21 protein-coding genes, 1 other RNA gene and 3 pseudogenes are annotated in these 25,533 nt (G+C 36.6%); 5 read left to right on the forward strand and 20 right to left on the reverse strand.

Going from position 1 to position 25,533, the window contains the following annotated elements; translation table 11 throughout:
* The 4 genes and pseudogenes from G577_RS0105565 to G577_RS0105580 form a co-directional block, all read right to left on the reverse strand.
* Nucleotides 1-223, reverse strand: a pseudogene (locus G577_RS0105565) (ISLre2-like element ISTeha1 family transposase); the annotation flags it as partial.
* 164 nt (nucleotides 224-387) lie between these two features.
* Entirely contained in the window at nucleotides 388-726 is a 339-nt protein-coding gene (locus G577_RS0105570; protein ID WP_028790352.1) for a DUF1831 domain-containing protein, read from the reverse strand.
* Nucleotides 727-782: 56 nt separating this feature from the next.
* A complete protein-coding gene (locus tag G577_RS0105575; protein WP_028790353.1) occupies nucleotides 783-1,928 on the reverse strand; it encodes a cysteine desulfurase family protein in 1,146 nt (381 codons plus the stop codon).
* Nucleotides 1,929-2,009: 81 nt separating this feature from the next.
* The gene (locus G577_RS0105580; RefSeq protein ID WP_028790354.1) at nucleotides 2,010-2,981 is read right to left on the reverse strand and encodes a ribose-phosphate diphosphokinase; all 972 of its coding nucleotides are present in this window, start codon (nucleotides 2,979-2,981) and stop codon (nucleotides 2,010-2,012) included.
* A gap of 190 nt (nucleotides 2,982-3,171) precedes the next feature.
* Between G577_RS0105580 and G577_RS0105585 the strand changes: the two genes are divergently transcribed.
* On the forward strand, nucleotides 3,172-5,058 hold the full coding sequence (locus G577_RS0105585; protein ID WP_028790355.1) for a M13 family metallopeptidase: 1,887 nt from the start codon (nucleotides 3,172-3,174) through the stop codon (nucleotides 5,056-5,058).
* A 77-nt stretch (nucleotides 5,059-5,135) separates the two neighbouring features.
* Here G577_RS0105585 and G577_RS0105590 read toward each other — a convergent pair whose 3' ends face one another.
* From G577_RS0105590 to G577_RS0105600, 3 genes are all read right to left on the reverse strand, one after another.
* Nucleotides 5,136-5,828 carry a 5'-methylthioadenosine/adenosylhomocysteine nucleosidase gene (locus G577_RS0105590; protein WP_028790356.1) on the reverse strand — a complete coding sequence of 231 codons (693 nt, stop codon included), beginning with the start codon at nucleotides 5,826-5,828 and terminating at the stop codon, nucleotides 5,136-5,138.
* Between the two features lie 66 nt (nucleotides 5,829-5,894).
* On the reverse strand, nucleotides 5,895-6,182 hold the full coding sequence (gene macP, locus G577_RS0105595; RefSeq protein WP_028790357.1) for a cell wall synthase accessory phosphoprotein MacP: 288 nt from the start codon (nucleotides 6,180-6,182) through the stop codon (nucleotides 5,895-5,897).
* Between the two features lies 1 nt (nucleotide 6,183).
* Entirely contained in the window at nucleotides 6,184-6,753 is a 570-nt protein-coding gene (locus tag G577_RS0105600) for an NUDIX hydrolase (protein WP_028790358.1), read from the reverse strand.
* A gap of 190 nt (nucleotides 6,754-6,943) precedes the next feature.
* Between G577_RS0105600 and G577_RS0105605 the strand changes: the two genes are divergently transcribed.
* The gene (locus G577_RS0105605; RefSeq protein ID WP_028790359.1) at nucleotides 6,944-7,621 is read left to right on the forward strand and encodes a 5-bromo-4-chloroindolyl phosphate hydrolysis family protein; all 678 of its coding nucleotides are present in this window, start codon (nucleotides 6,944-6,946) and stop codon (nucleotides 7,619-7,621) included.
* A gap of 16 nt (nucleotides 7,622-7,637) precedes the next feature.
* Nucleotides 7,638-8,837: a toxic anion resistance protein gene (locus tag G577_RS0105610; protein ID WP_038024014.1), complete on the forward strand. Its 1,200-nt coding sequence runs from the start codon at nucleotides 7,638-7,640 to the stop codon at nucleotides 8,835-8,837.
* Nucleotides 8,838-9,211: 374 nt separating this feature from the next.
* Here the strand turns inward: G577_RS0105610 and G577_RS0105615 are convergent, their stop codons facing one another.
* From G577_RS0105615 to G577_RS11105, 11 genes and pseudogenes are all read right to left on the reverse strand, one after another.
* On the reverse strand, nucleotides 9,212-10,594 hold the full coding sequence (locus G577_RS0105615; RefSeq protein WP_028790361.1) for an APC family permease: 1,383 nt from the start codon (nucleotides 10,592-10,594) through the stop codon (nucleotides 9,212-9,214).
* Between the two features lie 173 nt (nucleotides 10,595-10,767).
* Nucleotides 10,768-12,273, reverse strand: a complete 1,506-nt coding sequence (locus tag G577_RS0105620; RefSeq protein ID WP_028790362.1) for a phosphohexomutase domain-containing protein — start codon at nucleotides 12,271-12,273, stop codon at nucleotides 10,768-10,770.
* 131 nt (nucleotides 12,274-12,404) lie between these two features.
* Nucleotides 12,405-12,935 (reverse strand): cation transporting ATPase C-terminal domain-containing protein, encoded by a 531-nt coding sequence (locus G577_RS12700; protein WP_425314962.1) that lies wholly within the window; start codon nucleotides 12,933-12,935, stop codon nucleotides 12,405-12,407.
* A gap of 44 nt (nucleotides 12,936-12,979) precedes the next feature.
* A pseudogene (locus tag G577_RS11100) lies at nucleotides 12,980-15,067 on the reverse strand (HAD-IC family P-type ATPase); the annotation flags it as partial.
* 10 nt (nucleotides 15,068-15,077) lie between these two features.
* The gene (locus G577_RS0105630; RefSeq protein ID WP_028790363.1) at nucleotides 15,078-15,392 is read right to left on the reverse strand and encodes a helix-turn-helix domain-containing protein; all 315 of its coding nucleotides are present in this window, start codon (nucleotides 15,390-15,392) and stop codon (nucleotides 15,078-15,080) included.
* Between the two features lie 180 nt (nucleotides 15,393-15,572).
* The gene (locus G577_RS0105635) at nucleotides 15,573-17,219 is read right to left on the reverse strand and encodes a phosphoenolpyruvate carboxykinase (ATP) (RefSeq protein WP_028790364.1); all 1,647 of its coding nucleotides are present in this window, start codon (nucleotides 17,217-17,219) and stop codon (nucleotides 15,573-15,575) included.
* A gap of 186 nt (nucleotides 17,220-17,405) precedes the next feature.
* On the reverse strand, nucleotides 17,406-17,855 hold the full coding sequence (gene dtd, locus G577_RS0105640; RefSeq protein ID WP_028790365.1) for a D-aminoacyl-tRNA deacylase: 450 nt from the start codon (nucleotides 17,853-17,855) through the stop codon (nucleotides 17,406-17,408).
* 4 nt (nucleotides 17,856-17,859) lie between these two features.
* Entirely contained in the window at nucleotides 17,860-20,073 is a 2,214-nt protein-coding gene (locus tag G577_RS0105645) for a RelA/SpoT family protein (protein WP_028790366.1), read from the reverse strand.
* Between the two features lie 351 nt (nucleotides 20,074-20,424).
* Nucleotides 20,425-21,180, reverse strand: coding sequence for a 16S rRNA (uracil(1498)-N(3))-methyltransferase (locus G577_RS0105650; RefSeq protein ID WP_028790367.1), 756 nt, complete (start codon nucleotides 21,178-21,180; stop codon nucleotides 20,425-20,427).
* 5 nt (nucleotides 21,181-21,185) lie between these two features.
* Nucleotides 21,186-22,130 (reverse strand): 50S ribosomal protein L11 methyltransferase, encoded by a 945-nt coding sequence (gene prmA, locus G577_RS0105655; RefSeq protein ID WP_028790368.1) that lies wholly within the window; start codon nucleotides 22,128-22,130, stop codon nucleotides 21,186-21,188.
* Nucleotides 22,127-22,780: a DNA-3-methyladenine glycosylase gene (locus tag G577_RS11105; RefSeq protein WP_051176658.1), complete on the reverse strand. Its 654-nt coding sequence runs from the start codon at nucleotides 22,778-22,780 to the stop codon at nucleotides 22,127-22,129. The genes prmA and G577_RS11105 overlap by 4 nt, the downstream gene beginning before the upstream one ends.
* Nucleotides 22,781-22,923: 143 nt before the next feature.
* Here G577_RS11105 and G577_RS0105665 point away from each other — a divergent pair, with 143 nt between their 5' ends.
* Together G577_RS0105665 and ssrS are read left to right on the forward strand one after the other, a co-directional pair.
* Nucleotides 22,924-24,198, forward strand: a complete 1,275-nt coding sequence (locus tag G577_RS0105665) for a replication-associated recombination protein A (RefSeq protein ID WP_028790369.1) — start codon at nucleotides 22,924-22,926, stop codon at nucleotides 24,196-24,198.
* Nucleotides 24,199-24,325: 127 nt separating this feature from the next.
* Nucleotides 24,326-24,521: non-coding RNA, 6S RNA (gene ssrS, locus G577_RS11795), on the forward strand.
* A gap of 49 nt (nucleotides 24,522-24,570) precedes the next feature.
* On the opposite strand, the gene G577_RS0105670 is transcribed toward ssrS, so the two are convergent.
* Both G577_RS0105670 and G577_RS12160 read right to left on the reverse strand, forming a co-directional pair.
* Nucleotides 24,571-25,005, reverse strand: a complete 435-nt coding sequence (locus G577_RS0105670) for a phosphate-starvation-inducible protein PsiE (protein WP_028790370.1) — start codon at nucleotides 25,003-25,005, stop codon at nucleotides 24,571-24,573.
* A 231-nt stretch (nucleotides 25,006-25,236) separates the two neighbouring features.
* Nucleotides 25,237-25,533 (reverse strand): annotated as a pseudogene (locus tag G577_RS12160) (IS4-like element ISTeha3 family transposase); the annotation flags it as partial.

The raw sequence follows: 25,533 nt of genomic DNA on the forward strand, positions 1-25,533 counted from the left end.
TCACCGTGCCAAACAAAAAGGTGATGGTTCTTTCGCTTTTGCGGTCGACGCGAAAGCCTTCTTTCTTCCATTGGGCACAAATTTCTTCATCGAGCGTTTGAAAAGCTAGTTGGGTGATTGTCGCTATCAGTTGCGCAAAAAAAATCATCATGGCTCTTTCTCTTGCTAAAAAATTTCTTTCCTTCTTCATTACTTCCACTAAATCTGTTACAATAGAATCCATAAGAAACCGCCTTTATTCATTAGTGCCTGTCAGCCCAATGAATAGAGTAACGGTTTCTTTTTTATTCGTCTAGAGGAAACCTCAATAAATTTTACACTTAGGCTTCTAAATTTCCAAACAAAAAAGCTTGCAAAAAGCCATTGCAAACTTTTCTATCTAACATTTTAAGCTTTTTCTAACAGCCCCCGGTCTATAAAACTATCCATCAAGAAATAAAACTGTTCTTGTAACGCTTCATTTTTGTTCTTAAAAATATCCACTGCTTTCAATCCATTCGATGTTGTTACGGACATTTTTAACTTCTGAATATTTTTATCAACAGTAATTTTCAGCTTGAAGCCTTCTTTACTGTGAGGAGTAGCTTCCAGCGGCCGAATCAACTGAAAGTTGCCACTAGACGTTTCGGTAAATCCATTATCACGCAGCGTATATTTTTTAGCCGTACTCGCTAATTTGTACTTAGTATTTGCACCTAAAATTGTTGCTGTTTCTTGAAAAGCCATTTTTTCACCTCATTACCTTCATTTTTCTTTATTATAAAGGCTTTTCATTGAATTTTCTAGTGTCTTTCTTTTAAACGCTGAATGGTATCAATAATTGCTTGGGCAAATTGCTCAACATCTTTGTCAGTATTACCATAGCCAAAACTAACACGGATAGATTCATTTATCGCTTCAGCGTCTTTGCCATACATTGCTTCAAGCACATGAGAAGGCTCAATGTTACCAGCTGTGCAGGCAGAACCCGTAGAAATTGCAAATCCTTTTAGGTCCAATTGCATTAACAATAAATCATTAGAAACGCCTGGAAATTGCAAGTTCAAAACATGAGATAACTTTTTGTCTGGATCCCCATTTAAATGATACGTAATTCCTTGCGCAGTTAAAATCTTCAAAAGCTTATCTGAAAATTTCTGGTATTTTTCTTGGTTATCGATTTGAGTTTGAGCTGGTAGCAGTTCAATTGCTTTAGCCATCGCACAGATACCAGCTAAATTGTGTGTGCCTGCTCGTCGCTTTTCCTCTTGTTCACCTCCGTGCAAAAAGCTTGGAAGAGAAATATCATCATGTTTATATAAAAAACCAACCCCTTTAGGGCCATTAAATTTATGAGCAGATACACTCAATAAATCTACATGCAATATATTAGGATACACGGGAATTTTACCATACGTTTGTACGGCATCTGTATGAAAAACTGCTGGATGATCCTGTAACAATTCGCCAATTTCTGCAATCGGTAAAAGATTTCCCGTTTCATTATTGGCCATCATTATAGAAACTAGAATCGTATCAGACCGCAGAGCTTTTTTTACTTCATTAACAGCTAATTGGCCTTTTTTATCTACAGGCAAGTAGGTCACTTCAAAACCTAGCTGCTCTAAATATCTGGCTGTATTTAAAACAGAAGGATGTTCAATAGCTGTCGTAATGATATGTTTTCCTTGAGATTGTTTTGCGAAAGCTGTCTCAATAAGAGCTGTATTATCACTTTCTGTTCCGCCACTATTAAAAATAATCTCATGAGGCTTTACCTCTAGACTATCTGCAATGCTTTGACGTGCATTTTCTAGTTTTGTATTCCCATGACGTCCATATTGATGAATGCTAGAAGGATTCCCAAAAGTTTCTTTCATTACTTGAGTCATTTCTTCAACAACTTCAGGACGCATAGGAGTTGTTGCCGCATGATCTAAATAAACCATTTTCGCACCTCTTTTCTAAATGCATTTACTGCGAAAAGTGCCAATGAAAAAACAACAAGCTATTCTTTCATTGGTTTCGTTTTATAAAAAGCCTTTATCCACTTTATTAAATAAAGGACTCATTGGTGTATTTTCATGAATACGTTTGACTGCTTCTCCTAAAAGTTTAGCAGAAGTAATATAAGTGATATTTTCTGGATGTCGACTCTCTTCAGTTAGACAAGAATCGGTTACGCAAATATCAACAATTGCTGATTGTTCTAATCTTTCTTTAGCGTTATCGCTAAGTAACGCATGTGAAGCACATGCGTCCACCTTTTTCGCTCCATTTGCTTTTAAGAGTTCAGAGGCCTTAACAAGTGTCTGTCCGGAATTTAAAATATCATCTACTAGTATACAGTTTTTGTTACGAACATCCCCAATGACATAACCTTCATCTTCTTCAAATTCGCCTTGGTCGACAATGGCAATGGTTGTATCTAAATATTCCGCTAGACTCCGTGCTCGCTGAACACCACTGTTTTTAGGTGATACAACAACATAATCATCACCTACCATTTCTTGTGCTCGATAATATTGTGCAAATAACGGCATAGTAAACAAATTATCTACTGGTATATCGAAAAATCCTTGGACTTGGACTGTATGAAGATCTAATGTCAATACACGAGTCGCGCCAGCTTCAACAATGAGATTGGCAATTAACTTTGCGGTAATTGGTTCATGTGGATTAGCCGTACGATCTTGCCGCGCATAAGCATAGTAAGGCAAAACCACGTTGATTGTCTTGGCGCTTGCTCGTTTCATTGCATCTATCATGATCAATAATTCCATATAATAATCATTCACAGGACGGTTCGTTGCTTGGATAATAAATGTATCTACTCCACGAACACTTTCTTCAATATTGATCGAAATTTCTCCATCACTGAAACTTTTAATTTTACACTTTCCCAGTTTTGATCCAAAAACTTGTGCAATCTTTTTTGCCAACGGCAGATTCCCATTTAAACTAAAAAATTTCAATGATTCGTCTTCATACTTTGCGTCCATGACTGCCTCCATTAATCTATTTTTTATTTTATCACGTTTTTATTTTAGTCTACCATAAGTTTTAAAGCAAGGAAATCGTACGATTAATCCCGTGATAAGGATAATTGAAAAGTATTGATCTTATTTACGTCCAGAGGCTTGTTTCTCTTTTTTATTTGTATCATAATTAATAATAGAAATGGAGGTAAATATGATAAACTTAAAAGATGATTTTTATGAAGCTATTAATGAAAATTGGCTGAAAACTGCGGAAATACCTGCAGATAAACCCGCAACAGGTAGCTTTCAAAATTTAGCCGAAAATATTGAAAAACTTTTAATGAAAGAATTAAAAGACATGTCCCTAGGTAATGCTGATATCCCTGACAGCAAAATGAAGGAAGCAGTATCCTTTTATCGTCTAGCAAACGATTATGATAAAAGAGAAGCTTTACAAGCAACACCTATCAAAGACCTGCTTGATCGTATCCAAGAAGTTACTAATTTCAGTGACCTCAACCAACAACTAGCAAGTTGGCTTCAAGAAGGACTTCCCTTACCTTTTGACTTTTTTGTTGATGCAAATATGAAACACACGCAAGAGCATGCTTTATATCTTGTCCCTGCTTCTTTGATACTGCCAGACAAAACATACTATGACACTCAACAAGGAGAAGAACTATTACAGGTCTTTTTTGACATGGTCGTCCATTTACTAAAGCTAACGGGTTGTAGCCAATCAGAAAGCGAAACAATCGCAGAACAAGCACTAGCCTTTGATCGTAGCCTGGTTCCTTACGTGCGTACTGCCGAAGAAAATGCTGACCATACAAAACTCTATAACCCACGCGACCGAAAAACAGTGATAGATTATTCAAACCAAATCGATTTTAATAAAGCCTTCAACGAAATATTTGATAAACAAGTGGATCAAGTCATTGTCACTGAGCCAGAGTTTTTCGAACATTTTAATACTTTTGTTACAGACGGCCATTTTCCTTTATTGAAAAGCTGGATGTATGCATTGACAGTGGTAGCTTATGCAAAATATCTAACCGAAGATTTTCGACAAGCCAGCAGCCTCTATCGGCGTTCTTTAACAGGTATCGATGAAATCCCATCCCAAGAAAAAGCCGCTTTTCATTTAACATTAAATCATTTTGATCAAATTATTGGTCTTTACTACGGGAAGAAATATTTTGGAGAAAAAGCAAAACAAGATGTCGAACACATGGTTCACTCAATGATTAGTGTCTATAAAAGTCGCTTAAAACAAAACAATTGGCTAGGTGAAGCGACTAAAGAAAAAGCGCTCCTAAAGTTAGATAAAATAGGAATCAACGTAGGCTATCCGTCTAAAATATCAGAGGTATATGAAAACTTAGTAACAAGTCAGGAAGAATCACTTGTAGCAAATGTCCGTCGCTTTACCCAACTCGTTCGCAAGGATAACTTTAAGAAATTTAAACAACCTGTTGACCGTAACGAATGGGAGATGGCAGCTTCTACTGTAAATGCCTATTATAATGGATCATTAAATATTATCGTTTTTCCTGCTGCAATTTTGCAACCCCCATTTTATAGTCTTGAACAATCCGCTAGTGCTAATTATGGGGGAGTGGGTGCTGTTATTGCCCACGAAATTTCTCATGCTTTTGATAATAATGGTGCGAAATTTGATGAATATGGTAACTTAAATGATTGGTGGACAAAAGAAGATCTGGACTATTTTGAAAAATTAGCACAAGAGATGATTGATGAATTTGATGGATTAGAAATTGCCGGTGGTTCAGTTAACGGGACATTGACTGTTTCGGAAAATATTGCCGATGCCGGTGGCCTGAGTTGTGCTTTAGAAGCAGCCAAAAATGAAGAACAAGTTGACCTAGAAGCCTTCTTTCGAAACTGGGCAAAAATTTGGCGTACAAAAGCGAAACCAGAGTACCAACAATTACTATTAGCCATTGACGTGCATGCACCTGCGAAGTTACGAGCAAATATTCAGTTACAAAATTTGGATGAATTTTTCACTGCTTTTGATATTCACCCTACTGATAAAATGTATCGAAAACCCGAAAATCGAGTAAAAATTTGGTAATAACAAATAAAAAGAGCCTATGACATAAGTAAAATCAAGACAATACTTATGCCATAGACTCTTTTTCTCCGTTCTTTTTAAACAGAACGAATAAAAGTCATTACTATTTCCGCAGAACGTTTCCCTGCTTGGTCAATAAACTCATCAAAACTTTGAGTGGCTTTATGATCCGCTGTGTCACTCATTGCCCGAATAACCACTGCAGCTACATCAAATTGCTGAGCTGTCTGGGCAATCGCGGCTCCTTCCATTTCACAGCACAAGGCTTCAGGAAAGTTGTTTAAAATTTCTTGGATTTTATTTGGATCATCGATAAAAGAATCTCCAGTAACAATCAATCCTTTTTTATTTGAAAGGCCTTCTTTTTCCGCTGCATCAGCAATTTGATCGACTAATCTTTTATCTGTCTCGTAATACAAAGGCATGCCTCCGGGAAGTTGACCATATGCATAACCAAATCCAGTGGCATCTACGTCGTAGTAAGCTAGTTTATCCGCAATGACTACATCTCCCACAGAAAGATCAGAATTAATTCCTCCAGCTGAACCAGTATTAATTAGAAGATCTACTTGATATTGTTGAATCAAAAGACTTGCCGTCAGCGAAGCTAATACTTTTCCAATACCAGATTGTACTATAATGACTTCATTTTCTGCCATTTTCCCCGAATAAAAGGTAGCTCCCGCTTTCTCCCATCTTTCCATTTCTTCTAATGATTCAGTCAAAACTTTGACTTCCTGTGCCATTGCACCGATAATTCCTATTTTCATCGTGTTCTCCCTTTTTCTAACATTTCATTTTTCTACTAAAAATTACAAAATTGCTCAACAAACTAATTATATGAAAAACACCATCATTAACACAAGAACCAATAATAAAAATACAATAACGATCCATTTCATCAAAAAAGTATTCATTTGACGTGACCGCTGATTTTGGCTAGAACGCGTTGTATTTATGGGTTTATTTTTTTTTAGTTGCTTTCGATAGTAATTATCGATTTTTTCTTCTTCATCTCCATGATACTCTGCTTTTGTTTGTTCACGCTTTTGTTCTTGTACATCTCTAGTTTCACTTCGATATTTTCGTAACTGTGAACGAGAAATAAGCGGGTTTTTGGCCATATTAACCACTCCTTTGAGCAAGCAATAATCTCCACCAATTAATAGCATAGACTGTTTTTGCATCGCAAACGGTTTGATCCTTTATTGCTTGTTCAGCTTCGTCTAATGTCAATTCGTAAAGTTCAAGCAGTTCATCTTCATCTTGTGATTTAGGGTTAGCTGTCTTTTTTATATCCTCTGCTTGATATATATGCATCATTTCATTAGAAAAGCCAGGAGACAAATACATAGAAGCAAGGTGTGTCATAGAATTGCAGGTATATCCCGTTTCTTCTTCTAATTCTCTCTTCCCTGTTACTTCTGGGTGATCGTTTTCTCCCGGATCTATTTTGCCAGCAGGAATTTCTAAAATAACTTTTTCCAATGGTTTGCGAAATTGGCGTACAAACACCATTTTATTTTCTGGAGTAATCGCAATAATACCTACTCCTCCTGAATGAAAGACCAACTCTCGCTTAGAAGTTCCTCCATTGGGTAATTGGACATCATCTAAGGCTACGTCTATAATTTTGCCTCGGTATAATTGTTTTCTAGTTATTGTCGTTTCTGCAAAATCCGCAAAATTTCGCATCTTTTCACCAAACTTTCTTTTATTAACCTATAAATTTCTTCTATTTTAACACAAAAAAATTATGTTTTTTCTAAATTTATTAAAATACACCCAAAGTCGGATTCTTTTATTTTGTATGACATGCTAAAATAAAATTGTAGATAAAAGACAGAGAGTATTTGTATATAAGGAATTTAGGGGGTTCTAATAAATGAAAAAATCAAAATGGACATTATGGTTCGTCCTCGCTTTGGGAGCCATTTTTTTGATTCGTGTTTTTTGGGTAAATGACTCACTTGATTACTTTCCGTTATTGTTCTTTATTGCTGGAGGAATTCTAATTTATTATGGTTTAAAGAGCAATTCACACCGCTCTAACAAAAGCGACTTACCAGCTTTATCAAAAAAGCGAGAGCAAGAGTATATTAACGCTGGAATGTCAAATAGTGAGATTGAACTGTTTCGCCAAACCATGAACCAAACAAAGCAACAAATTGAGCACTTACAAGCGACTATGAACAAAAGTGGAAAGTTACGTGCTGTAGACTTACGGCATGATACGATTAAAGCAGCTAAGGCTTTGTTTAAAGAAATTGTCAGTTCCCCAAAAAGGATGCCGGAAGCTAACCACTTTTTGTATACTCACTTACCAAATTTAGTTGATTTGACGGATAAATTCATTGAAATTAATGAACACGAAGTTAAAAGCCGAGAAACTTACGATAAAATTGAAGAAAGCATTCAAATCATCGATCAAATGGCTGCTTTAATCACCAGTGATTATCAGAAATTTGTGGCAGATGATTTAGATGATCTAGATGTAGAGATCTCTATTGCCAAACAAAGTTTAAAACAAGACCAAGATTATAAAGAACATGAGGCTAGATAAAGGAGGAATGTTTATCATGGCTGATAAGTCTAATGAACAAACATCCGTGGATAAAACACTGGAAGATTTAATGAGTAACTCATTTACTCCAGATTTAAATCAACTAACAACAAAGCAACAAGACGAACTAGCTGAGTTACATACACAAGAACAAGCACCACGCTTAATTGACAAACTAACTGAAGACAGACAGCAACAAGCTAAACAGTTAGCTGACCAAATTGATGCTACAGACCAACAGGCCGTATTAAGTTATGGGGCTAAAGCTCAAACAAAATTAAGCGAATTTTCCGAATCTATGCTCAACCAGGTACAAACGTCTGACATCGGTCCTATCGGAGATTCCCTCAATGACCTAATGTATCGCCTCCAAGAAGCAAACCCTGACGAACTACGCGCTGGCGAAGGAAATATTTTTCAGCGTATGTTTGGTAAAGTAAAACAATCGATTTATGAAATTACTGCTAAATATCAAAAAATCGGAGCACAAATTGATAAAGTTGCTGTTAAATTAGACAAAGAAAAAGACGGTTTACTTGAAGACCATCAAATGCTTGAACAACTTTATCAAAAAAATAAAGACTATTTTGATGCTCTCAATTTATATATTGCTGCTAGTGAAGTGAAAATGGAAGAACTTGAACAAAAAACTATTCCAGAAGCAATGGAAAAAGCCAAACAAACTGGAGAACAAATGGATGTACAAATTGCTAATGATTACTCGCAATTTTTAAATCGATTAGATAAACGCACACATGATTTACGTTTAACTAGAGAAATTACTTTGCAACAAGCACCACAAATACGTATGATTCAAAACACAAACCAAGCATTAGCCGAAAAAATTCAATCTTCGATCAATACAGCTATTCCTTTGTGGAAAAACCAAGTAGTTATCGCTTTAACGTTATTACGTCAAAAAGAAGCAGTGACCGCGCAGAGACAAGTATCTGAAACTACAAATGATTTATTAAAGAAAAACGCAGAGATGTTGAAAGTATCAGCTGTTGAAACTGCAAAAGAAAATGAACGCGGAGTTGTAGACATTGATACACTACAACAAACACAAAACGATCTAGTCGAAACAATTGAGGAAACCTTACGTATTCAACAAGAAGGTAAAGAAAATCGTCGTCATGTTGAAGTAGAACTTGGAGAGCTAGAAGACGGTTTGAAACAAAAGCTAATCGAATTAACAACAAAAAATGAACAATAAAAAAGCTGAGCTACGCGAGTCGTAGTGGGCTGTAACATAAGTAAAAACAAGACAAAAATATCCGAACTATATGTTAATTGCTGCAAGTTTGCGACGAGTAATCGCAGGAACAATTTCTCTATAGTTCGGATATTTTATTATTAAAGGACTTATGTCCTGAATTTAGTTTCAGGACACAAGTCCACCTGATCTATGTCCTGAATTTGTTTTCAGGACATAAGTCCATCTGATCTATGTCCTGAGTTTGTTTTCAGGACATAAGTCCACCTGATCTATGTCCTGAGTTTGTTTTCAGGACACAAGTCCACCTGATCTATGTCCTGAATTTAGTTTCAGGACACAAGTCCAGCCGGTTTATGCTCTCGTTATATGAATCAGCTCTTGTTTTCATTCAAATCGCTATGTTGATAACCGTAAGCAAAATAAATAAGCAGACCTAAAAGAAGAGCAATAATGAAAACAGTCCAAGTAATTTTATCCAACTGTAACATTAAAAAAACACAAGAAATAACTGAAATAATCGGTAATAATGGAACAAAAGGAACTTTAAATTCACCTTTTTTAGGCTCTCCAAGCATTTTACGTAAACGAATCACTCCTAAAGCCATTAAAGCTAGACAAGTCAGAGCTGTAATATTGGTTAATTCAGCTAAAATGTTTAAAGGAAAAGCCGCAGCAAAAAATAAACCAATGGCTCCAGCAACAAAAGTTGCATTTTTCGGAGTTCGGCGCTTTTCATCAATCTGTTGTAAAAATTTTGGCAGTAGTCCATCTTTGCTAATAGAATAAATGAGTCTTGCTAAAGAATAAAGCATCGAAATAGTCACTGTTAGTAAAGTTAAAATCGTCCCGACTGAAATCACAGAACCAGTAAAGCCTTGGTTAATATAACGCATAGCAAAAGCTACTGGATCGGCAACGCCTAATTGAGAAAAAGGAACAATTCCCGTTAAAATTAGCGTCACAATGACATATAAAATGGTGGCAATTAAAATAGAACCAATAATTCCACGTGGTACATCTCTACGTGGATTCTCGACTTCCTCAGCAGCCATTGAAATAGAATCAAAACCTAAAAAGGCAAAGAATACTAAAGCTGCTCCATTAAAGACACCTTGGACGCCAAAAGGCATATAGGGTTGCCAATTTTCTGGCTGAACAAAAAATACTCCCACAGCAACAAACAAAATAATCACACCAAATTTCACCCAGACCATAGCGTTATTAAGTCGTAAAGCTTTTTTAGCTTCTTGAGTAACCCATAAAGTGATTAGAACCATAACTAATGCAGCAATTAAATCAATATATGTACCTTGCTCTGGATTGTATCCAGCAGTTAATGCTTGAGGTAATTCGATCCCCCAATTACTCAAAAATCCTTGAAAATAACCAGACCAACCAGCAGCAACCGAAGAAACAGCAAGCATATACTCACAGATCAAAAGCCAGCCGGCTATCCAAGCTGTCAACTCACCAAAAACAACATACATGTAACTGTACGGCCCTCCGGACACAGGAACTCGTGAAGCAAACTCGGCAAAACAAATTCCGTTTAAAACAACAACTAAAGCTGCAATAATAAAGGAAATCATGGAAGCTGGTCCAGCATAATTGGCTGAAGCTTGTCCGGTGACAACAAATATACCTGTACCGATAATAGCGCCGATACCTAGCATAATCAGATCTTTTAATTTTAACTCTCGTTTTAATACATTGGCCGAATCTTTTTTTATCGGCCTTTTCCGGAAAACTTCCATTTTTGCCCCTCCAATTTTTGATTTGCGTTCATTATATAGATTTTTCTTTTCCTTTTCAATCCAAGTCCGAAAAAGACTAGATTTCATAAAAGCTTTTTTCTAAAAAAGAGTCTAAGTAAAGCCAATAAATTTGCACTTTACTTAGACTCTTTGAGTCCTAAACCTTTTACGAGCTACTTATTTTGAAGTAAAGTCGTTAATCTTTCTTGATTAACGTCGGGATAACTGGCTAAAAATTCCTGAATTCTTCTTAACACAGGAATAATATAACCGGCTTCATCATTTTCAACTTGTAATACTAACAAGGGCTCATGCAAACTCATTCGTAATAAAAACCAGCCATGGCCATAAGGCGGTCTCAAACGAAAACGAATACCTTCTTCATTTTCTGGGTCAATTTCCCATCCAGCAATATCAATATTAGCAAGTTGTTGAATAACTTGTTGTCCTAAAGTACGATACTTATCTGCTTCTAGCTTGAAACGAACTTCTTGCGTTTCCAATGGTTGTTTTAGATCCGCAATCAATGACTCCAAACTTTTTCCTTTCTCTTGTAAATTGGGTAATAACATTAAAATTTTAGCAATCACATAAGCTCCATCATCTAGAAAGTAGTTTTCTTTAAAGGCTGCATGGCCGCTTGTTTCAATCGCTAATTGCGTATCTACTCCGTTTTGGTTTAACTCTAAAGCTTTGTTAATCACGTTTCGGTAACCAGAAATATAACGAACTTGGTGCCCACCTAAGGATTCAATAAAAGTTTTCAAATGGTCAGAAGTGGGGGAATTTGTCACGATACTTGTGTCTGGATGTTCAGTCAACACAATCTGACTTAAGACAGCAATTAAACGATTACGATTCAAAACATCTCCTGACTTTGTTACTACAGCCGAACGATCAACGTCAGTATCAAATATCACACCTAAATCAGCCCCCTTAGCTAAAACGGCCTGCTGAATGCTTTGCATAGCCTCTTTATTGTCCGGGTTAGGGATATGATTAGGAAAATTGCCATCAGGTGTTAAAAATTGAGAACCTGCTGTATCTGCTCCGAGAGGTTGCAAAACTTTTTCAGTAAAAAAGCCACCTGCCCCATTACCTGCATCCACAATAATTTTAAAACCTTCTAATGGATGGTCCTCGTTCTTTTGTCTAGCATTACGGATTTTTCCAACAAGATCTTCAGCATAAACGGTTAGTAAATCAGCTTCGGTTACTTCCCCTTTTTCTTTACTTAGTGCACTTGTATCAACATGAGATAAAATATAGGAAATATCTTCTTTTTCAGCGCCCCCCTTTTGACTAAAGATCTTAATCCCATTATAGTAATAAGGTAAATGACTAGCGGTTAACATAATTCCTACATCACATGAAAATTGGGAAAACTGTGTGCTCATAAATAAAGCTGGTGTCGTAGCTAAACCGAAGTCGTATACGTCCACTCCATAAACAGTCAATTCTTCAATCATAGTTTCTTGCAGCTTTTGACCACTTAACCGACTATCTCTACCGACACCCATTGTTATTTTTTCTTTAATTCCAGACTGACACAACCAATTGATGATGCCTCTTGCGATCTTTCGCACTGCCTCCACCGTCAAGTTGGCTTGATATTCTTTCGTAGCGATGGCTATTCCTCGAATATCTGATTCGTTTTGTAACTCTGCTAATTTTTCCAAAAAAATCCCCCTCCTAAGTAACTATATTGTAAGCCTTTCATTGATATCAAAACTATTATACCAGACTTTCACATTACTCAACGAGGGGAATTTTTAATTTTTATTCTATTGTCAATTCAGTTAAAACAAAATTAACGATGATACTTTATCCTGTTTAACACTCCGACAATCGCTGTAGACAAGACAGCGCCAACTAAAATAATGACCCAAGTAATTGGTCGAAGAGGCTCAGTTCCTAAAAGACTGTTCATAAACGGTACGTAGACTGCCACAAGTTGCAAAGCAACAGATAATATAATCGCACCAACTAGTATTTTATTTTGGAAAAATGAACGGTCAAATCCAAAGGAATTAGTTTTGCGAATGTTTAAAATATGCATTAATTGTGCGATCGCCATAAAAGTAAATACAGCCGTTTGTAAATACTTGCCTGATTGCTCGCCATTTAGTAAAATGCAAAATATAGCAAAAGCTGCTAGTCCAATAATAACACCACTAAAAACAATTCTAGATAAGAAATGACGATTAACTAAGCTGTCTTTTTTAGACCGTGGCCCTCTTGCCATGACATTTTCTTCTGCTGGTTCATAAGATAAGGACATCGCAGGTGCAATATCAATAATTAAATTTAAAAATAAAATGTGTAATGGCGCAATCGGCATTGGTAGTAAAAATACTACACTAGCAAAAATAGCAACAATTTCTACCATATTACATGCAAACAAGAATGAGACATATTTTTTGATATTATCAAATATAATTCGTCCTTCTTCAACAGCGTCAACAATCGTACCAAAACGATCATCTGTTAAAATCATATCCGAAGCTTCTTTTGCGACTTCAGTTCCTCTAACACCCATAGCAACGCCAATGTTTGCATCATTTAAAGCCGGAGCATCGTTAACGCCGTCACCTGTCATTGAAACGACTTCACTTTCTTCTTTTAAAGCCGATACAATTTGCATCTTATTTTCAGGGGACACACGAGCAAAAACAGCCGTTTCATCTACAATTCTGGCAAAATCTTTACTATCGACCTGCTCGTCGATTTCTTTACCTGTCATAATTTTGTCATAGTCTGCTAAACCAATATCTTTGGCGATAATCGAAGCTGTTTTAGGATGATCCCCCGTGATCATTTTGACTTTTATACCAGCATTTTGTGCATCTTCAATCGATTCGTAAGCATCTGGTCTAGGTGGATCAATAATTCCTACTAACCCTTGGATTTTTAAGCCAGCTAGCGAGCTTTCTAACTCTTCTTCAGCTAGCCCTCCATCATAATCTGATATAGTAGCAATAGCAATCACACGTTGTCCTTTTTCAGCAAACATTTCATTTTGCTCTTTCAAGTCTTCTTTTACCTGTTGGGGTTGATCTGCTAAATTCAAAATAACATCAAAGGCACCTTTTATAATTAACTCCCGTTTACCCTCTTTTTCGTAAACAACAATCATATATTTATTTTCCGAAGAAAAAGGTACTTCTGCAACTTTTTTATAACCTTCTTTTCTAATTCCTGCCGATCTAAACCAACTTTCTTTCCTAACGTCACTAAAGCGCCATCTGTTGGATCGCCAACAACTTCATATTCGCCATCTTCATTTTGATCTATATGAGCAGTATTACATAAAACACCAGATCGAATAAAATGAAGGAGGTCTTCGTTATTTTGCGGGTCAATCTCTTCTCCGTCTTTTTTGATGACGCCATTAGGGTCGTAACCTTCTCCAGTCACTTCATAATGCGTCTCATCGCTTAATATGAATTCTGAAGCCATCATTTGATTTTCAGTCAGTGTCCCAGTCTTATCACTGGCAATCACGCTTGTAGCACCTAGGGTTTCTACTGCAGGCAGTGTTTTTACTAATGCCTTACGCTCGGACATTGTCCGCATACCTTTTGATAAAGTAATTGTTTCCACTGCAGGCATTGCCTCAGGGATAGCAGCAACAGCTAAAATAATTGAAATATGGATCATTTCTACGAACGGTTTATCCGTAAGTAAACCTGCAACAAACACTGCAATACCCGCAATGAATGCAGCTAAGATAATCGCTTTACTTAATTTATCTAGTTCTACATCTAGCGGTGTTTTATCATCGCTTTCTTCATCTAACATGCCACTAATTTTACCAACTTCGGTCTGCATTCCAGTTTCTGTCACAACAATATAAGCATAACCACGTGTGACTGCTGTTCCAGCAAAAACCATGTTTTTTTGATCCCCTAAAGGAATTTCCTCTTCATAGGTTTCATCTTCACTTTTTTCTACCGCTTCTGATTCACCGGTTAGCGCCGATTCAATACAAGCAAAATTATTGCTAGAAATAATACGTCCGTCTGCTGCAACAGCGTCCCCTTCTCTTAGTAAGAGTATATCTCCAGGAACGACTTTCGTTGCTTCGATCGTTTGTATTTTTCCATCACGAATAACAGTGGTAGTCGTATAGATCATGCTCTGCAAAGATTCAACAGATTTTTGTGCTTTTAGCTCAGTAAAAAAACCTGTAAGTACAGCCAAAAGTAAGGCAAGTAAAATAGCTACTGTTTCTGCTAAGTCATCCATCAAAAAGGAAATAACTGCAGCAGCTAATAATAAATAGACAATGATGTCATTGATATTATTCCATAATAGTTTCCAAGGAGATACTTTTTCGCCTTGTTGGATTTCGTTAGGACCCGTTTCTGCAAAACGCTCATCCACTGTTTGGGTAGAAAGACCTTCATTTCGATCTGTTTCAAATTGCTTTATTGTTTCTTCAGCTGTTACCTTATAGTACTCTTCTTTCATCCTTAGCCTCCTATTTTTCTTCTGATTGTTGAGTTACACAAAAAACTTCGATCAAGTTCAAAATTGCCGTTTTTTGCTCTGTATTCATATTCGCGAATTTATGAAGTAGCTCCACATCTAAAGGTGCCTCGTCCTCTTGGAAAAATTCACTTAACGAAATATCTAATCCACTACATAAATACTCCAAAGTCGCAATAGAAGCGCTGGTTGTATGATGTTCTAGCGCTGAAATAAAAGCAGCAGAAACCCCTGCTTTTTTTGCAAGCTCTTTTGCACTCATCCTTTGACTTGTACGCAAGTTATAAATCCGTTTCCCAATGTCCACTTACAGACCTCCTTAGCACCTTAATAGTTAAGTACAGCTTAACATATTTTGAGCGTCTTGTAAAGTGCTGGTTTATTTTATTCAAAAAAAGTTAAGTGAAATTGTATAAAAAGGTAAAAAAAATAAAAAATCAATTGGCAGTTAACGCTAGAAATTAACTGCCAATTGATTTTATATAATTTATAATTCTGCTAAAATATGGCGCATGGCTTCCTCAGTTTCCTTAGGTAAAGCGTCGTAGCCCTCATTTTCTTCATTTTCTTTCAAGATAAAATCTAAACGACCTTGTAAACGATCTTTCACTTTTTGAACGTATTCTTCATTGTTAAAATCAACTTCATAATCATGAAGCGGCAAATAACTCATCTTTTCTATTGGACCAAAAGGAGCAAATGAAGTTTCGTCTGTGATTATTTTTTCAATACTCGATAATGTCACTTGTGGCGTGATGTCTTTTCCCTGGAATTCTCCCGTGTTTAAAACGTAACAAGCAATGTTATTTTTATTAAATAAATCGCGGAAATTGCGATAGTCCTCAGCTAAAGGATAAGCACGGAATGGATCGGCGTATGGCTCGATAACTAATTGACTTAAATCCACATCCCCCACAACATTTTCAGCAGTGGTTCGTTTAGTTGATAAAGTTAACCCAAATACTGCTGCTAAAATAGGATCTTCCACTTTCACTACTGGAGGTAGACTATCGTCTTTCATAATCCAAAAAATACCATCTAATTTATCATTTAAAGCATCTACACGATTTTCGGTAACATAACGTGACTTTACCGTCCGACCATTGCCATTTCTGATATCTTGTAAAACAGGGACAGTATTTCCATTTTTATCCTGAGTCGCACCAACGTTTTGCATTGTTAAGTAATAATCAACTGTGGCGTGAGTTAAGGGGTAATCCTGTACTTTATCAAAATAAGATGGCTCTAGAGCAACGGTTGCTCCGGTATCTCGATGAATCACAAATGCATCATCATGCAGAACATCTACCTTATATTTACCCCCATGCTTAGTCAACGTAATTGTAGACTTTCCTGAACCAGAAAGCCCAAAAGCAGCCATTGTATAATTTTTATCTGGCAAATGATATTGTTTAATCCCTCCATGACAGGCTACATAATTATTGCGGTGTGCTGTCGCCCATGCAAGGGTTAATGTAGCTTTTTTCAATTCGCCAAAATATCTTAGACCTAAAATAGCAGCTACATTATGTTCAGGATCAAACAAGGCTAAACCAAAAGGAAAATCAGGATGATGCCAATTAGGATCCGCAAAAAGGTAAATATCATTTTCCTTATAAGAAATCGAATCTTCGTACCGCTTTTGCCAATGCTCATTTTCCATTTGAAAATTTAACAAATAAGAATATAAATTATTCTCAAAACCTTCTGGCAACATGATATGGCTTTTAACCATAAACTTTTCGTCAAGTCCTACAATGACATTTGCCGTATAAAATTGTTGCTTTGTCGATTGATACAAAGCTTCTCGCAATATTCCTTGATAGTAATCAGAATCAACGCCAGGGTGCCCAATAACTACTCTTGCTGCCGCTGTTCGTCCTACTACTTTTCCATCATTAAATATAAGCATCTTAGCTTCTTCTGGAAGACCTAACTCTTGAGTGTGTTTTACAGACATATCTGTAATAATCGTCCCAGGTGTTTGTGTAGCGTTATAATAAGCTTGGTGTAAATTTTCAACATATGTCACATTATTCCCGTAAAAAGCCGTTTCTACTAACGTTTTAACCCTTGAAAATAAACGATTCTCCTTTTCTACTTCACTGTGGTCAAAATCTCCAATAGTTGCCATAGACAATCTCCTTCTTTCTTTCATGAAATACCCAATAAAACTAAATTTTCCTGCTACTTCATTATCCCATATTTATAAAGCGCTTACAATCCTTTTTAAAAAGAAACTAAAGAGCTAGCGTTGCTATTAGTAACGCTAGCTCTAAAGGGGATGGTTAGATTCTCTTCTAAAATTCGCATGTTCATTTTATACTACTTCTCTAGTATCATAAATAATAGTAACGGGCCCATCATTAACTAAGGAAATTTGCATATCTGCACCAAATTCACCTGTAACTACGGGTATGCCTTGTCGGCTTATTCCCTGGTTAAAAGCCTCATATAATGGCACTGCCCTTTCAGGACGGGCTGCTTGAATAAAACTTGGTCGATTTCCCTTTTTAGTATCTGCGTATAAAGTGAACTGGGAGATGCTTAAAATACTGCCCTGCACAGCTGCAATACTTAAGTTCATTTTTCCATTATCGTCTTCAAAAACACGCGACTTAGCAATCTTTTTTACTAAGTATTCTACATCTTCCTGAGTATCTTCTTTATGGATCCCTAGTAAAACCATAAATCCTTGTTCAATTTGGCCCACAATTTCGTCTTCAATTGAAACACTAGCATTTTTTACTCTTTGAACAACTGCTCGCATAATTCTATCCTTTCAAACGATGAACACTATATATATCAGGAACTTGCTTAATTTTATCAACAATAGATTGTAGATGAGATAAATTTTTGATGGAAACAGTAATTCGAATCGTTGCTGTTTTTTCTTTATTCGAATGAGCTTCTACATTAACGATACGGTCATTTTGCGAGCTCACTGCTTGTAATATTTCATTTAACAAGCCTGAACGATCATAACCGTTCACTTCAACCTCTGCATTATATTCTTTATTTGTATTGCTGGTATCTTCCCACTCGACTTCTATTAAACGATTTTCCATTTCGGGTGAGTTTTCTATATTAGGGCAATCTTTTCGATGAATGGAAACTCCTCGGCCTTTTGTAATATAACCAACAATCTCGTCTCCGGGTACTGGGTTACAACAATGACTAATACGAACCAACAAATTTTGTACGCCTTGAATAATGACACCACCATCATGACGAATTTTCATTTTTTCTGGCTCTTTCTTGTTGCTACTATTAACCATGTCTTGTACACGCTGTTTTTCTTTTTCTTCCTGACGTTTACGACGCTGTTCTTCAGTTAGACGGTTCGCCAAAGTAGTCGCACTAATTTCGCCATAGCCCACAGCCGCATATAAGTCATCTTCTGTATGGAAATTAAAACGTTCTAATACGTCTTGTATTTTAGTTTTTGTAAGCACTTCTTTTGCAGAAAAATCCATTTCTTGCAATGTTTTAACTAACATTCCATGTCCTTTTTCAATATTTTCTTCACGGTCTTGTGCTTTAAAGAAACGTTTAATTTTATTTCTTGCTTTACTTGTAGCAACAAATTTCAACCAATCTCGACTCGGACCAAAAGAATTTGGAGAAGTTAATACTTCCACAATATCTTCGTTTCTCAATTTATAATCAAGTTGAGCCATTTTCCCATTGATCTTGGCCCCTACGGTTTTGTTGCCAATATCTGTATGAATATGATAAGCAAAATCTAAAGGCACTGAACCTTTTGGCAATTCAGAGACATCACCTTTAGGGGTAAAAACATAAACTTTATCGCTAAAAATGTCGCCCTTAACACTCTCCATAAAATCAGAAGCATCAAAACTTTCATCTTGTAGCTCAAGCAATTCTTTAAACCACCCCACTTGACCTGTTAACTCATCAGGTTGGATTTTTTCTGTGTGGCCTTCCTTATAAGCCCAGTGTGCAGCAACCCCAAATTCTGCAATTTCATGCATTTGATGCGTGCGAATTTGAACTTCTACAGGACTGCCATGGGGACCTATCACTGTCGTATGAATCGATTGATACATATTCGCTTTAGGCATCGCAATATAATCTTTGAAACGTCCTGGTAATGGTTTCCATTTTGTGTGAATAGCGCCCAATACTGCATAACAATCTTTAATTGAATCAACAATCACCCGAATAGCCAACAAATCATAGATCTCATCAAATTGTTTTTTCTTATCCACCATTTTACGATAAACAGAATAAATATGTTTAGGCCTTCCGTAAATTTCTGCATAAATGTTTAATTCCTCAGTAGCAACACGAATCTCCTCTACTGCTTGGGAGACATACTTTTCGCGTTGATCACGCTTAGATTGCATTAAATGAACAATACGATAATATTGCTTAGGATTTAGATAACGCAATGAAAGGTCTTCTAGTTCCCATTTAATACGGCTAATTCCTAAACGATCAGCTAAGGGGACATAAATTTCTAACGTTTCTCGAGCAATCCTTCGCTGTTTATCATCTCTCAAATGTTTTAACGTCCGCATATTATGCAAACGATCAGCTAATTTTACCATGATCACTCGTAAATCTTGAGCCATGGCCAAAAGCATTTTCCGGTGATTTTCAGCTAATTGTTCTTCATGAGATTTATATTTAATTTTTCCAAGTTTGGTTACACCATCAACGATCATCGCCACGTCTGAACCAAATTCTGTTTCTAAGTCTTCTAAAGTTACTTCAGTATCTTCAATCACATCGTGTAAAAAGCCAGCAGCAATTGTGTGTGGGTCCATATGTAGCTCAGCTAAAATTCCCGCTACTTGTACCGGATGAACAATATAAAGTTCTCCTGATTTGCGATATTGCTCTTTATGCGCTTCTGCTGCATATTCATAAGCGTGTTCTACAATAGCAGTATGTTCATTACTCATATAATAGCTAACTAATTTGATAACACTTGGTCCCGAAATCACGCTATCTTTTGCCATATTGACCCTCCTTGTTAAAAAGGTCCGGGCTTTTCCCACCCAGACGCTTTGGATAATTGATATATAAAAGAAGAAAATATAAATAAACGCTTCACAAAAAAGCGTTCATTCATGCTATCTAACAATCATATTATACAATAAATATAGCCCTTTTTTCAAATATTCGCTTTACTTAACTAAAAATGAATCCCAGTTTGCCACATTACATTTGAAAAATCAAATGACCTTAAACAACAATACTATTAGAGTATCGAACAAAGTAGTTCCGTCTGTAAATATGCCGTTTTTACAATAAATGTGCCTCCAATAATATTCAAATTGGAGGCACATTTTTCGATATGTCGATAATTTTTAACTATACAAAAGTTCGCAGTGATAGCTAATAGCACTTAATAAATACAAGGGCGCTGTTTCAGCTCGCAGAATTCTAGACCCCAAACCACAAAATAGAGCCTGATTTTGTTCAAACGTTGCGATTTCTTCTGGTGAAAAACCACCCTCAGGCCCAAAAATTGCCAATATTCGAGAATTAACAGGAACATTTTGTAATAATCTAGGCAATGTAGCCGTTTCATCCTGTTTAGCTGATTCTTCATAAGCCACCAAAATATAATCATACTGTGAAAAAAAGGAGGACAAGTCTTTTTCATTAGCTAAAAGCGTGACATTGGGTAGAAAGCTTCGTTGAGATTGCTCCGCTGCTTCTTGCGTTATTTTTTCTAATCGTTGTTGCTTTTTACTTAATTTTTTTTGATCCCATTTTACAATGGAAGTCTTAGCAGGGAACCCTATAAATGCTGCAGCACCTAATTCAGTAGCTTTTTGAACCATCCAATCGATTTTATCTCCTTTGGGATAGCCGCAAGCAATTGTAATGGATAATGGCAATTCTTTCTCTTGACTTTCTTTAGCCACCTCTTTGACAAACACTTGCTTTTCATTTATCGATGTAATTTTAGCTTGTATCGTTACTTGGTCAGAAAAAACTAAGTAAATTTGGTCTCCTTCTTTCATACGCAACACATGGGTCATATGATGATAAGCTTCCCCACTTAACGAGTAAGTGCTTTTTTTCTCATATTTTTCGTTTGTAAAGTAGCGTTGCATGAATATTACTCCTCCATTTTTTTAAATGTTAAAGCATACCAATCTTTTTGTTGAAAAGTTTGATCGATAATAAAACCTTGAACTTGCATCGCCTCGATAACTTCTTGCTTTTTGGCCTCAATAATGCCCGAAACAATCAAAGTGCCTGTTGGTTCTAACAAACGCCAAGCATCCGGTAACATTTCGACAATAATATCAGCCAGTATATTAGCGACGATAACGTCGGCTTTTTTCTCTACATTTGTCAGCAAATTATTCGCTTTTACTTGAATATTTTTTGCTGGTGGATTAAGCGCAATATTTTCTTTTGCTGCTTTAACAGCAACATCGTCCAAATCATAAGCTACAACTTCTTTTGCACCTAAATATTTAGCAGCAATACTTAATACACCTGACCCTGTACCTACATCAATCACAGTCTCGTTTCCTCGCAAAGTAGCCTCTAAAGCATGTAAAGTTAAACGAGTCGTCGGATGTGTGCCTGTACCAAAGGCCATACCTGGATCTAAAGTAATCACTTCCTCTTTAGGATCTGTTGTTTGGTATTCCTCCCAGCTAGGTTTAATTGTCAGATAGCGTGAAATCCGTACAGGATGATAATATTTTTTCCAAGCAGTAGCCCAATCTTTTTCCGCCACTTCGGTTACTTTTAATTCATTTTTACCCACGGACAACCCGTAGTCAGGTAATTTATTCACTTTTTCTCTAATCGTTGGCAAAATTTCTGGAACAAAAATCGTTTCTGGAAAATAAGCCTTCACATAAGCCCCTTCTGTTAAGGAAGTAATCATCTCTGTTTCAATAATCTCCCCAAAACCATCTGTTGAATAATTTTCCACATCTTTACTATCTTCTATCTCTACTCCACTTGCTCCTTCTTCCATCAAAATATTAGCGACTGCTTCAACTGCTTCACTGGCAGTCTCTACTTTAACTTCGTTCCATTTCATTTATGATCCCCCTTCAATGAACCTTTCGTCACTTGCCATCCGCCTTCAGGATCAATTTCTTGACGACGTATTTTAGTTATATAAGGATTGCCTTCAGCGACAAAACGCAAAGGCATATCTGTCCACTTCCCTTTATTCGGGATGCCAACTCTGGGAAGGAGGGCAATTTTTTTAGGGACTTTCTTTTTTTCTGGCACCAAATGTAAATTACTAGAAAAAATAGACTCCCCATATAAATTCTTAGAGATACCTAAGGCCTCCACCAATTTCCCTGGACCATTGGAAATCTCACTTCCTGTTTTCACACGCCTTTTTTCCATTTGCGCTTTTCCTTCTGCGGGTTCGATAGCTCTTATCATTACCCCTTGTGGCATTCCTTCTTGCCGTGTCACGAGATTTAAAATTAAGTGTGTGTGCATCGTATATAAATAAATCGTGCCTGGTTTCTGATACATTGCTTTTAATCTCGGGGTGTTTTTCATCCCATAACTATGAGCAGCCATATCTTCCGGGCCTAAGTATGCTTCACAATCCACGATATAACCACCCAATTTTCCTTGAGATGTTTCATGCTCAAGATACATCCCTACTAAAAAGCGGGCGACATCTTCTGTTGAACTCGTCTCAAAAACTTTTATGGTCTCTTCCAATCTGAATCACCTATTGTCATGATACACAAATTATCTATGTCATGCATCCTTTTATTTATGATTAATTAAGGACTTCTCATGTTAAGAAGAGGCGCCATAATATGTTATACTTTTAATACTGAAAAAAGGAAAGAAGGAAAATCATGCAACAACCACTAAGTTATCGCATGCGACCACAAAATTTAGATGAAGTAGTCGGTCAGCAACATTTAGTTGATCAAGGAAAAATCATTCGTCGGATGATTGACGCGCAAATGCTATCTTCCATGATTTTATATGGACCCCCTGGAACTGGCAAAACGAGTATTGCTAGCGCGATTGCTGGAACGACTCAATATGCTTTTCGTATGCTTAATGCTGCAACAGATACAAAAAAAGACTTACAAATCGTAGCTGAAGAAGCAAAAATGAGCGGAACTGTGATTTTATTACTAGATGAAGTTCACCGTTTAGATAAAACAAAACAAGATTATTTATTACCTCATTTGGAGAATGGAAGAATTATCATGATTGGAGCTACAACAGAAAATCCTTATATTACAATTAGTCCTGCTATTAGAAGTCGAACACAAATTTTTGAAGTACATCCATTAAAAGAAACAGACCTCGCCCAAGCTCTTGATGATGCTTTAGCAGATATGGGGCGAGGCCTAGGCGAATACTCCGTCATTTTAGATGAAAATGCTAAGCTACATTTGTGTCGCGCAACAAATGGGGATTTACGGAGCGTCTTAAATGGTCTTGAGTTGGCCGTCAAATCAACCCCTAAAAGTGAAAATGGACAAATCCACATTACATTATCGATCGTTGAAGAGTGCATTCAAAAAAAGGCACTGACTCATGATAAGGGTGGCGATGCCCACTATGACGTTATTTCTGCTTTTCAAAAATCTATTCGTGGAAGTGACGTAGATGCTGCTTTACATTATCTTGCGCGCCTAGTAGAAGCCGGTGATTTAGCAATTATTTGTCGTCGTTTAATGGTCATTGGTTATGAAGATATTGGTTTAGCTAATCCGCAAGCTGCTGCGCGTTGTGTGGAGGCTGTCCAAGCGGCCGAAAAAATTGGTTTACCTGAAGCTCGTATTCCACTTGCTGAAGCTGTCGTTGACCTATGCTTATCACCGAAATCGAATTCTGCACATACAGCTTTAGATGAAGCAATCGCTGATGTACGTGCTGGAAAATCTGGGGATGTCCCAAACCATTTACGCGATAGCCATTATAAAGGAGCAAAAAATTTAAACCGCGGAGTTGATTATCAATATCCACACGATTACCAAGAATCTTGGGTAGATCAACAATATCTACCAGATAAACTAAAAAACGCTTCTTATTATCATCCAAAAGCTACTGGTAAGTATGAAAAAGCATTAGCCATGCGTTATAAACAGTTAAATGATTGGAAAACAACATAAGTTTGAACTCTTTATGTGAATGGAAGATGAGAATACTTTTGTAAGCTTTTCCAAAACCTATTGAATCGAAAGAGTTGAGGTTTTGCTCCTATTGCTATATCTACAACTTTGTGCTATTATTGGTTTGGGAAATCTGTGATGTACGAGTTATCCATTTTTAGTATTGACCGAACATTTTTATTGATATATTGGGATCCGTTAGGTGCCAACGTTAGCAGCACGCCTTCTCATTTGGTAGCTCAATACGTTGGCCATGGAACCCACCTGCTTAGACTTTGCGGGATCAATACTCCAGGACAATAAACGGCATCAACGGATATTACCGTTTGAAAAAATAACCCCCTTATCATTTTTGATAAGGGGTTTTTTCTTTTAGAAGTCCTCGCCTTCTTCCTTTGAAGAATGCTTATGGGTATGAAAAGCTCTGACTCTTTCTAATAAAAGTAAATCAAAGACTAGAACCAAAATAGCAATAGCTAACATTAATGCGTCTAGGCCGGTGCCATGTTCTAATAAAAGTTTTCGTGAAACCGCAGTAATACCAATCAAAATAAGATATCGAACCGGTACATGATGCCCTTCCTTTACATAACGTAGTAACATCAAAAATACTTCCAGTAGAATAAACCATGTTGCAATTTCTTCAATAACGTAATACAGTTCATTCATCGAACTCATTTCTACTACATGAGTAAATATATCATAAATAGCCATCCCCATGGCTATTAGTACAACAATCACTAAAAACCCTAGCATAACGTCTACAATAAAACTTACAATTTTTTCAAAACTATCAAATCGCCTCATGTATGACCTCCTTTAACGTCATAATTTTTCAACTTTTTAATACACAAAAAAGGAGCAACCATTCTTTTAAATTATTCCGAACAAAAGTTCAACTTATAAAAGTATGAAAAGGGGTACAAATATTATATTATAAAAAACTTGTAAAAAGAATTATTTTTTTCAAAAAAACAATTTAAATACTTAATGATGGAAGTTGCTCTTTATTTATTCTTCACTTATAATTTAATTAACTCAAGTTTCGCACACCAAATTCGGTAGATAAGCCTTGATATAATTGGGCAGCGTATCGATCCAGAGCTGCAGTTGACTTTCAATGAAGTCTTGTAGTTTATGACTCGCTTTTTCACTGACTGCTTGCAAAATGTCCATTAGTTCTAATAAAGCCACCGACCAGTCAAGTTCTTTTATTTGGTCAGCAAGTTCATAAAATAAGCCGCCTAAGGTCCGCTCGTCATTGGCACAGCGTTGTTGCCAACTTAATAAGATGTAGCGCGTGAACACAATGGTGGTATGACAAATCAAGGCTTG

The organism is Tetragenococcus muriaticus DSM 15685 (genome assembly GCF_000423785.1).
Lineage (GTDB): Bacteria > Bacillota > Bacilli > Lactobacillales > Enterococcaceae > Tetragenococcus > Tetragenococcus muriaticus.

Coding starts and splice junctions, on each gene's coding strand:
- G577_RS0105615 (WP_028790361.1), bottom strand. CDS start 10,594: ATGGAAGTTTTCCGGAAAAGGCCGATAAAAAAAGATTCGGCCAATGTA.
- dtd (WP_028790365.1), bottom strand. CDS start 17,855: ATGCGAGCAGTTGTTCAAAGAGTAAAAAATGCTAGTGTTTCAATTGAA.
- macP (WP_028790357.1), bottom strand. CDS start 6,182: ATGGCCAAAAACCCGCTTATTTCTCGTTCACAGTTACGAAAATATCGA.
- G577_RS0105645 (WP_028790366.1), bottom strand. CDS start 20,073: ATGGCAAAAGATAGCGTGATTTCGGGACCAAGTGTTATCAAATTAGTT.
- prmA (WP_028790368.1), bottom strand. CDS start 22,130: ATGAAATGGAACGAAGTTAAAGTAGAGACTGCCAGTGAAGCAGTTGAA.
- G577_RS0105665 (WP_028790369.1), top strand. CDS start 22,924: ATGCAACAACCACTAAGTTATCGCATGCGACCACAAAATTTAGATGAA.
- G577_RS0105580 (WP_028790354.1), bottom strand. CDS start 2,981: ATGGACGCAAAGTATGAAGACGAATCATTGAAATTTTTTAGTTTAAAT.
- G577_RS0105600 (WP_028790358.1), bottom strand. CDS start 6,753: ATGCGAAATTTTGCGGATTTTGCAGAAACGACAATAACTAGAAAACAA.
- G577_RS0105585 (WP_028790355.1), top strand. CDS start 3,172: ATGATAAACTTAAAAGATGATTTTTATGAAGCTATTAATGAAAATTGG.
- G577_RS0105570 (WP_028790352.1), bottom strand. CDS start 726: ATGGCTTTTCAAGAAACAGCAACAATTTTAGGTGCAAATACTAAGTAC.
- G577_RS0105590 (WP_028790356.1), bottom strand. CDS start 5,828: ATGAAAATAGGAATTATCGGTGCAATGGCACAGGAAGTCAAAGTTTTG.
- G577_RS0105605 (WP_028790359.1), top strand. CDS start 6,944: ATGAAAAAATCAAAATGGACATTATGGTTCGTCCTCGCTTTGGGAGCC.
- G577_RS0105575 (WP_028790353.1), bottom strand. CDS start 1,928: ATGGTTTATTTAGATCATGCGGCAACAACTCCTATGCGTCCTGAAGTT.
- G577_RS0105610 (WP_038024014.1), top strand. CDS start 7,638: ATGGCTGATAAGTCTAATGAACAAACATCCGTGGATAAAACACTGGAA.
- G577_RS0105650 (WP_028790367.1), bottom strand. CDS start 21,180: ATGCAACGCTACTTTACAAACGAAAAATATGAGAAAAAAAGCACTTAC.
- G577_RS0105670 (WP_028790370.1), bottom strand. CDS start 25,005: ATGAGGCGATTTGATAGTTTTGAAAAAATTGTAAGTTTTATTGTAGAC.
- G577_RS12700 (WP_425314962.1), bottom strand. CDS start 12,935: ATGCCGATTGCGCCATTACACATTTTATTTTTAAATTTAATTATTGAT.
- G577_RS0105635 (WP_028790364.1), bottom strand. CDS start 17,219: ATGGCAACTATTGGAGATTTTGACCACAGTGAAGTAGAAAAGGAGAAT.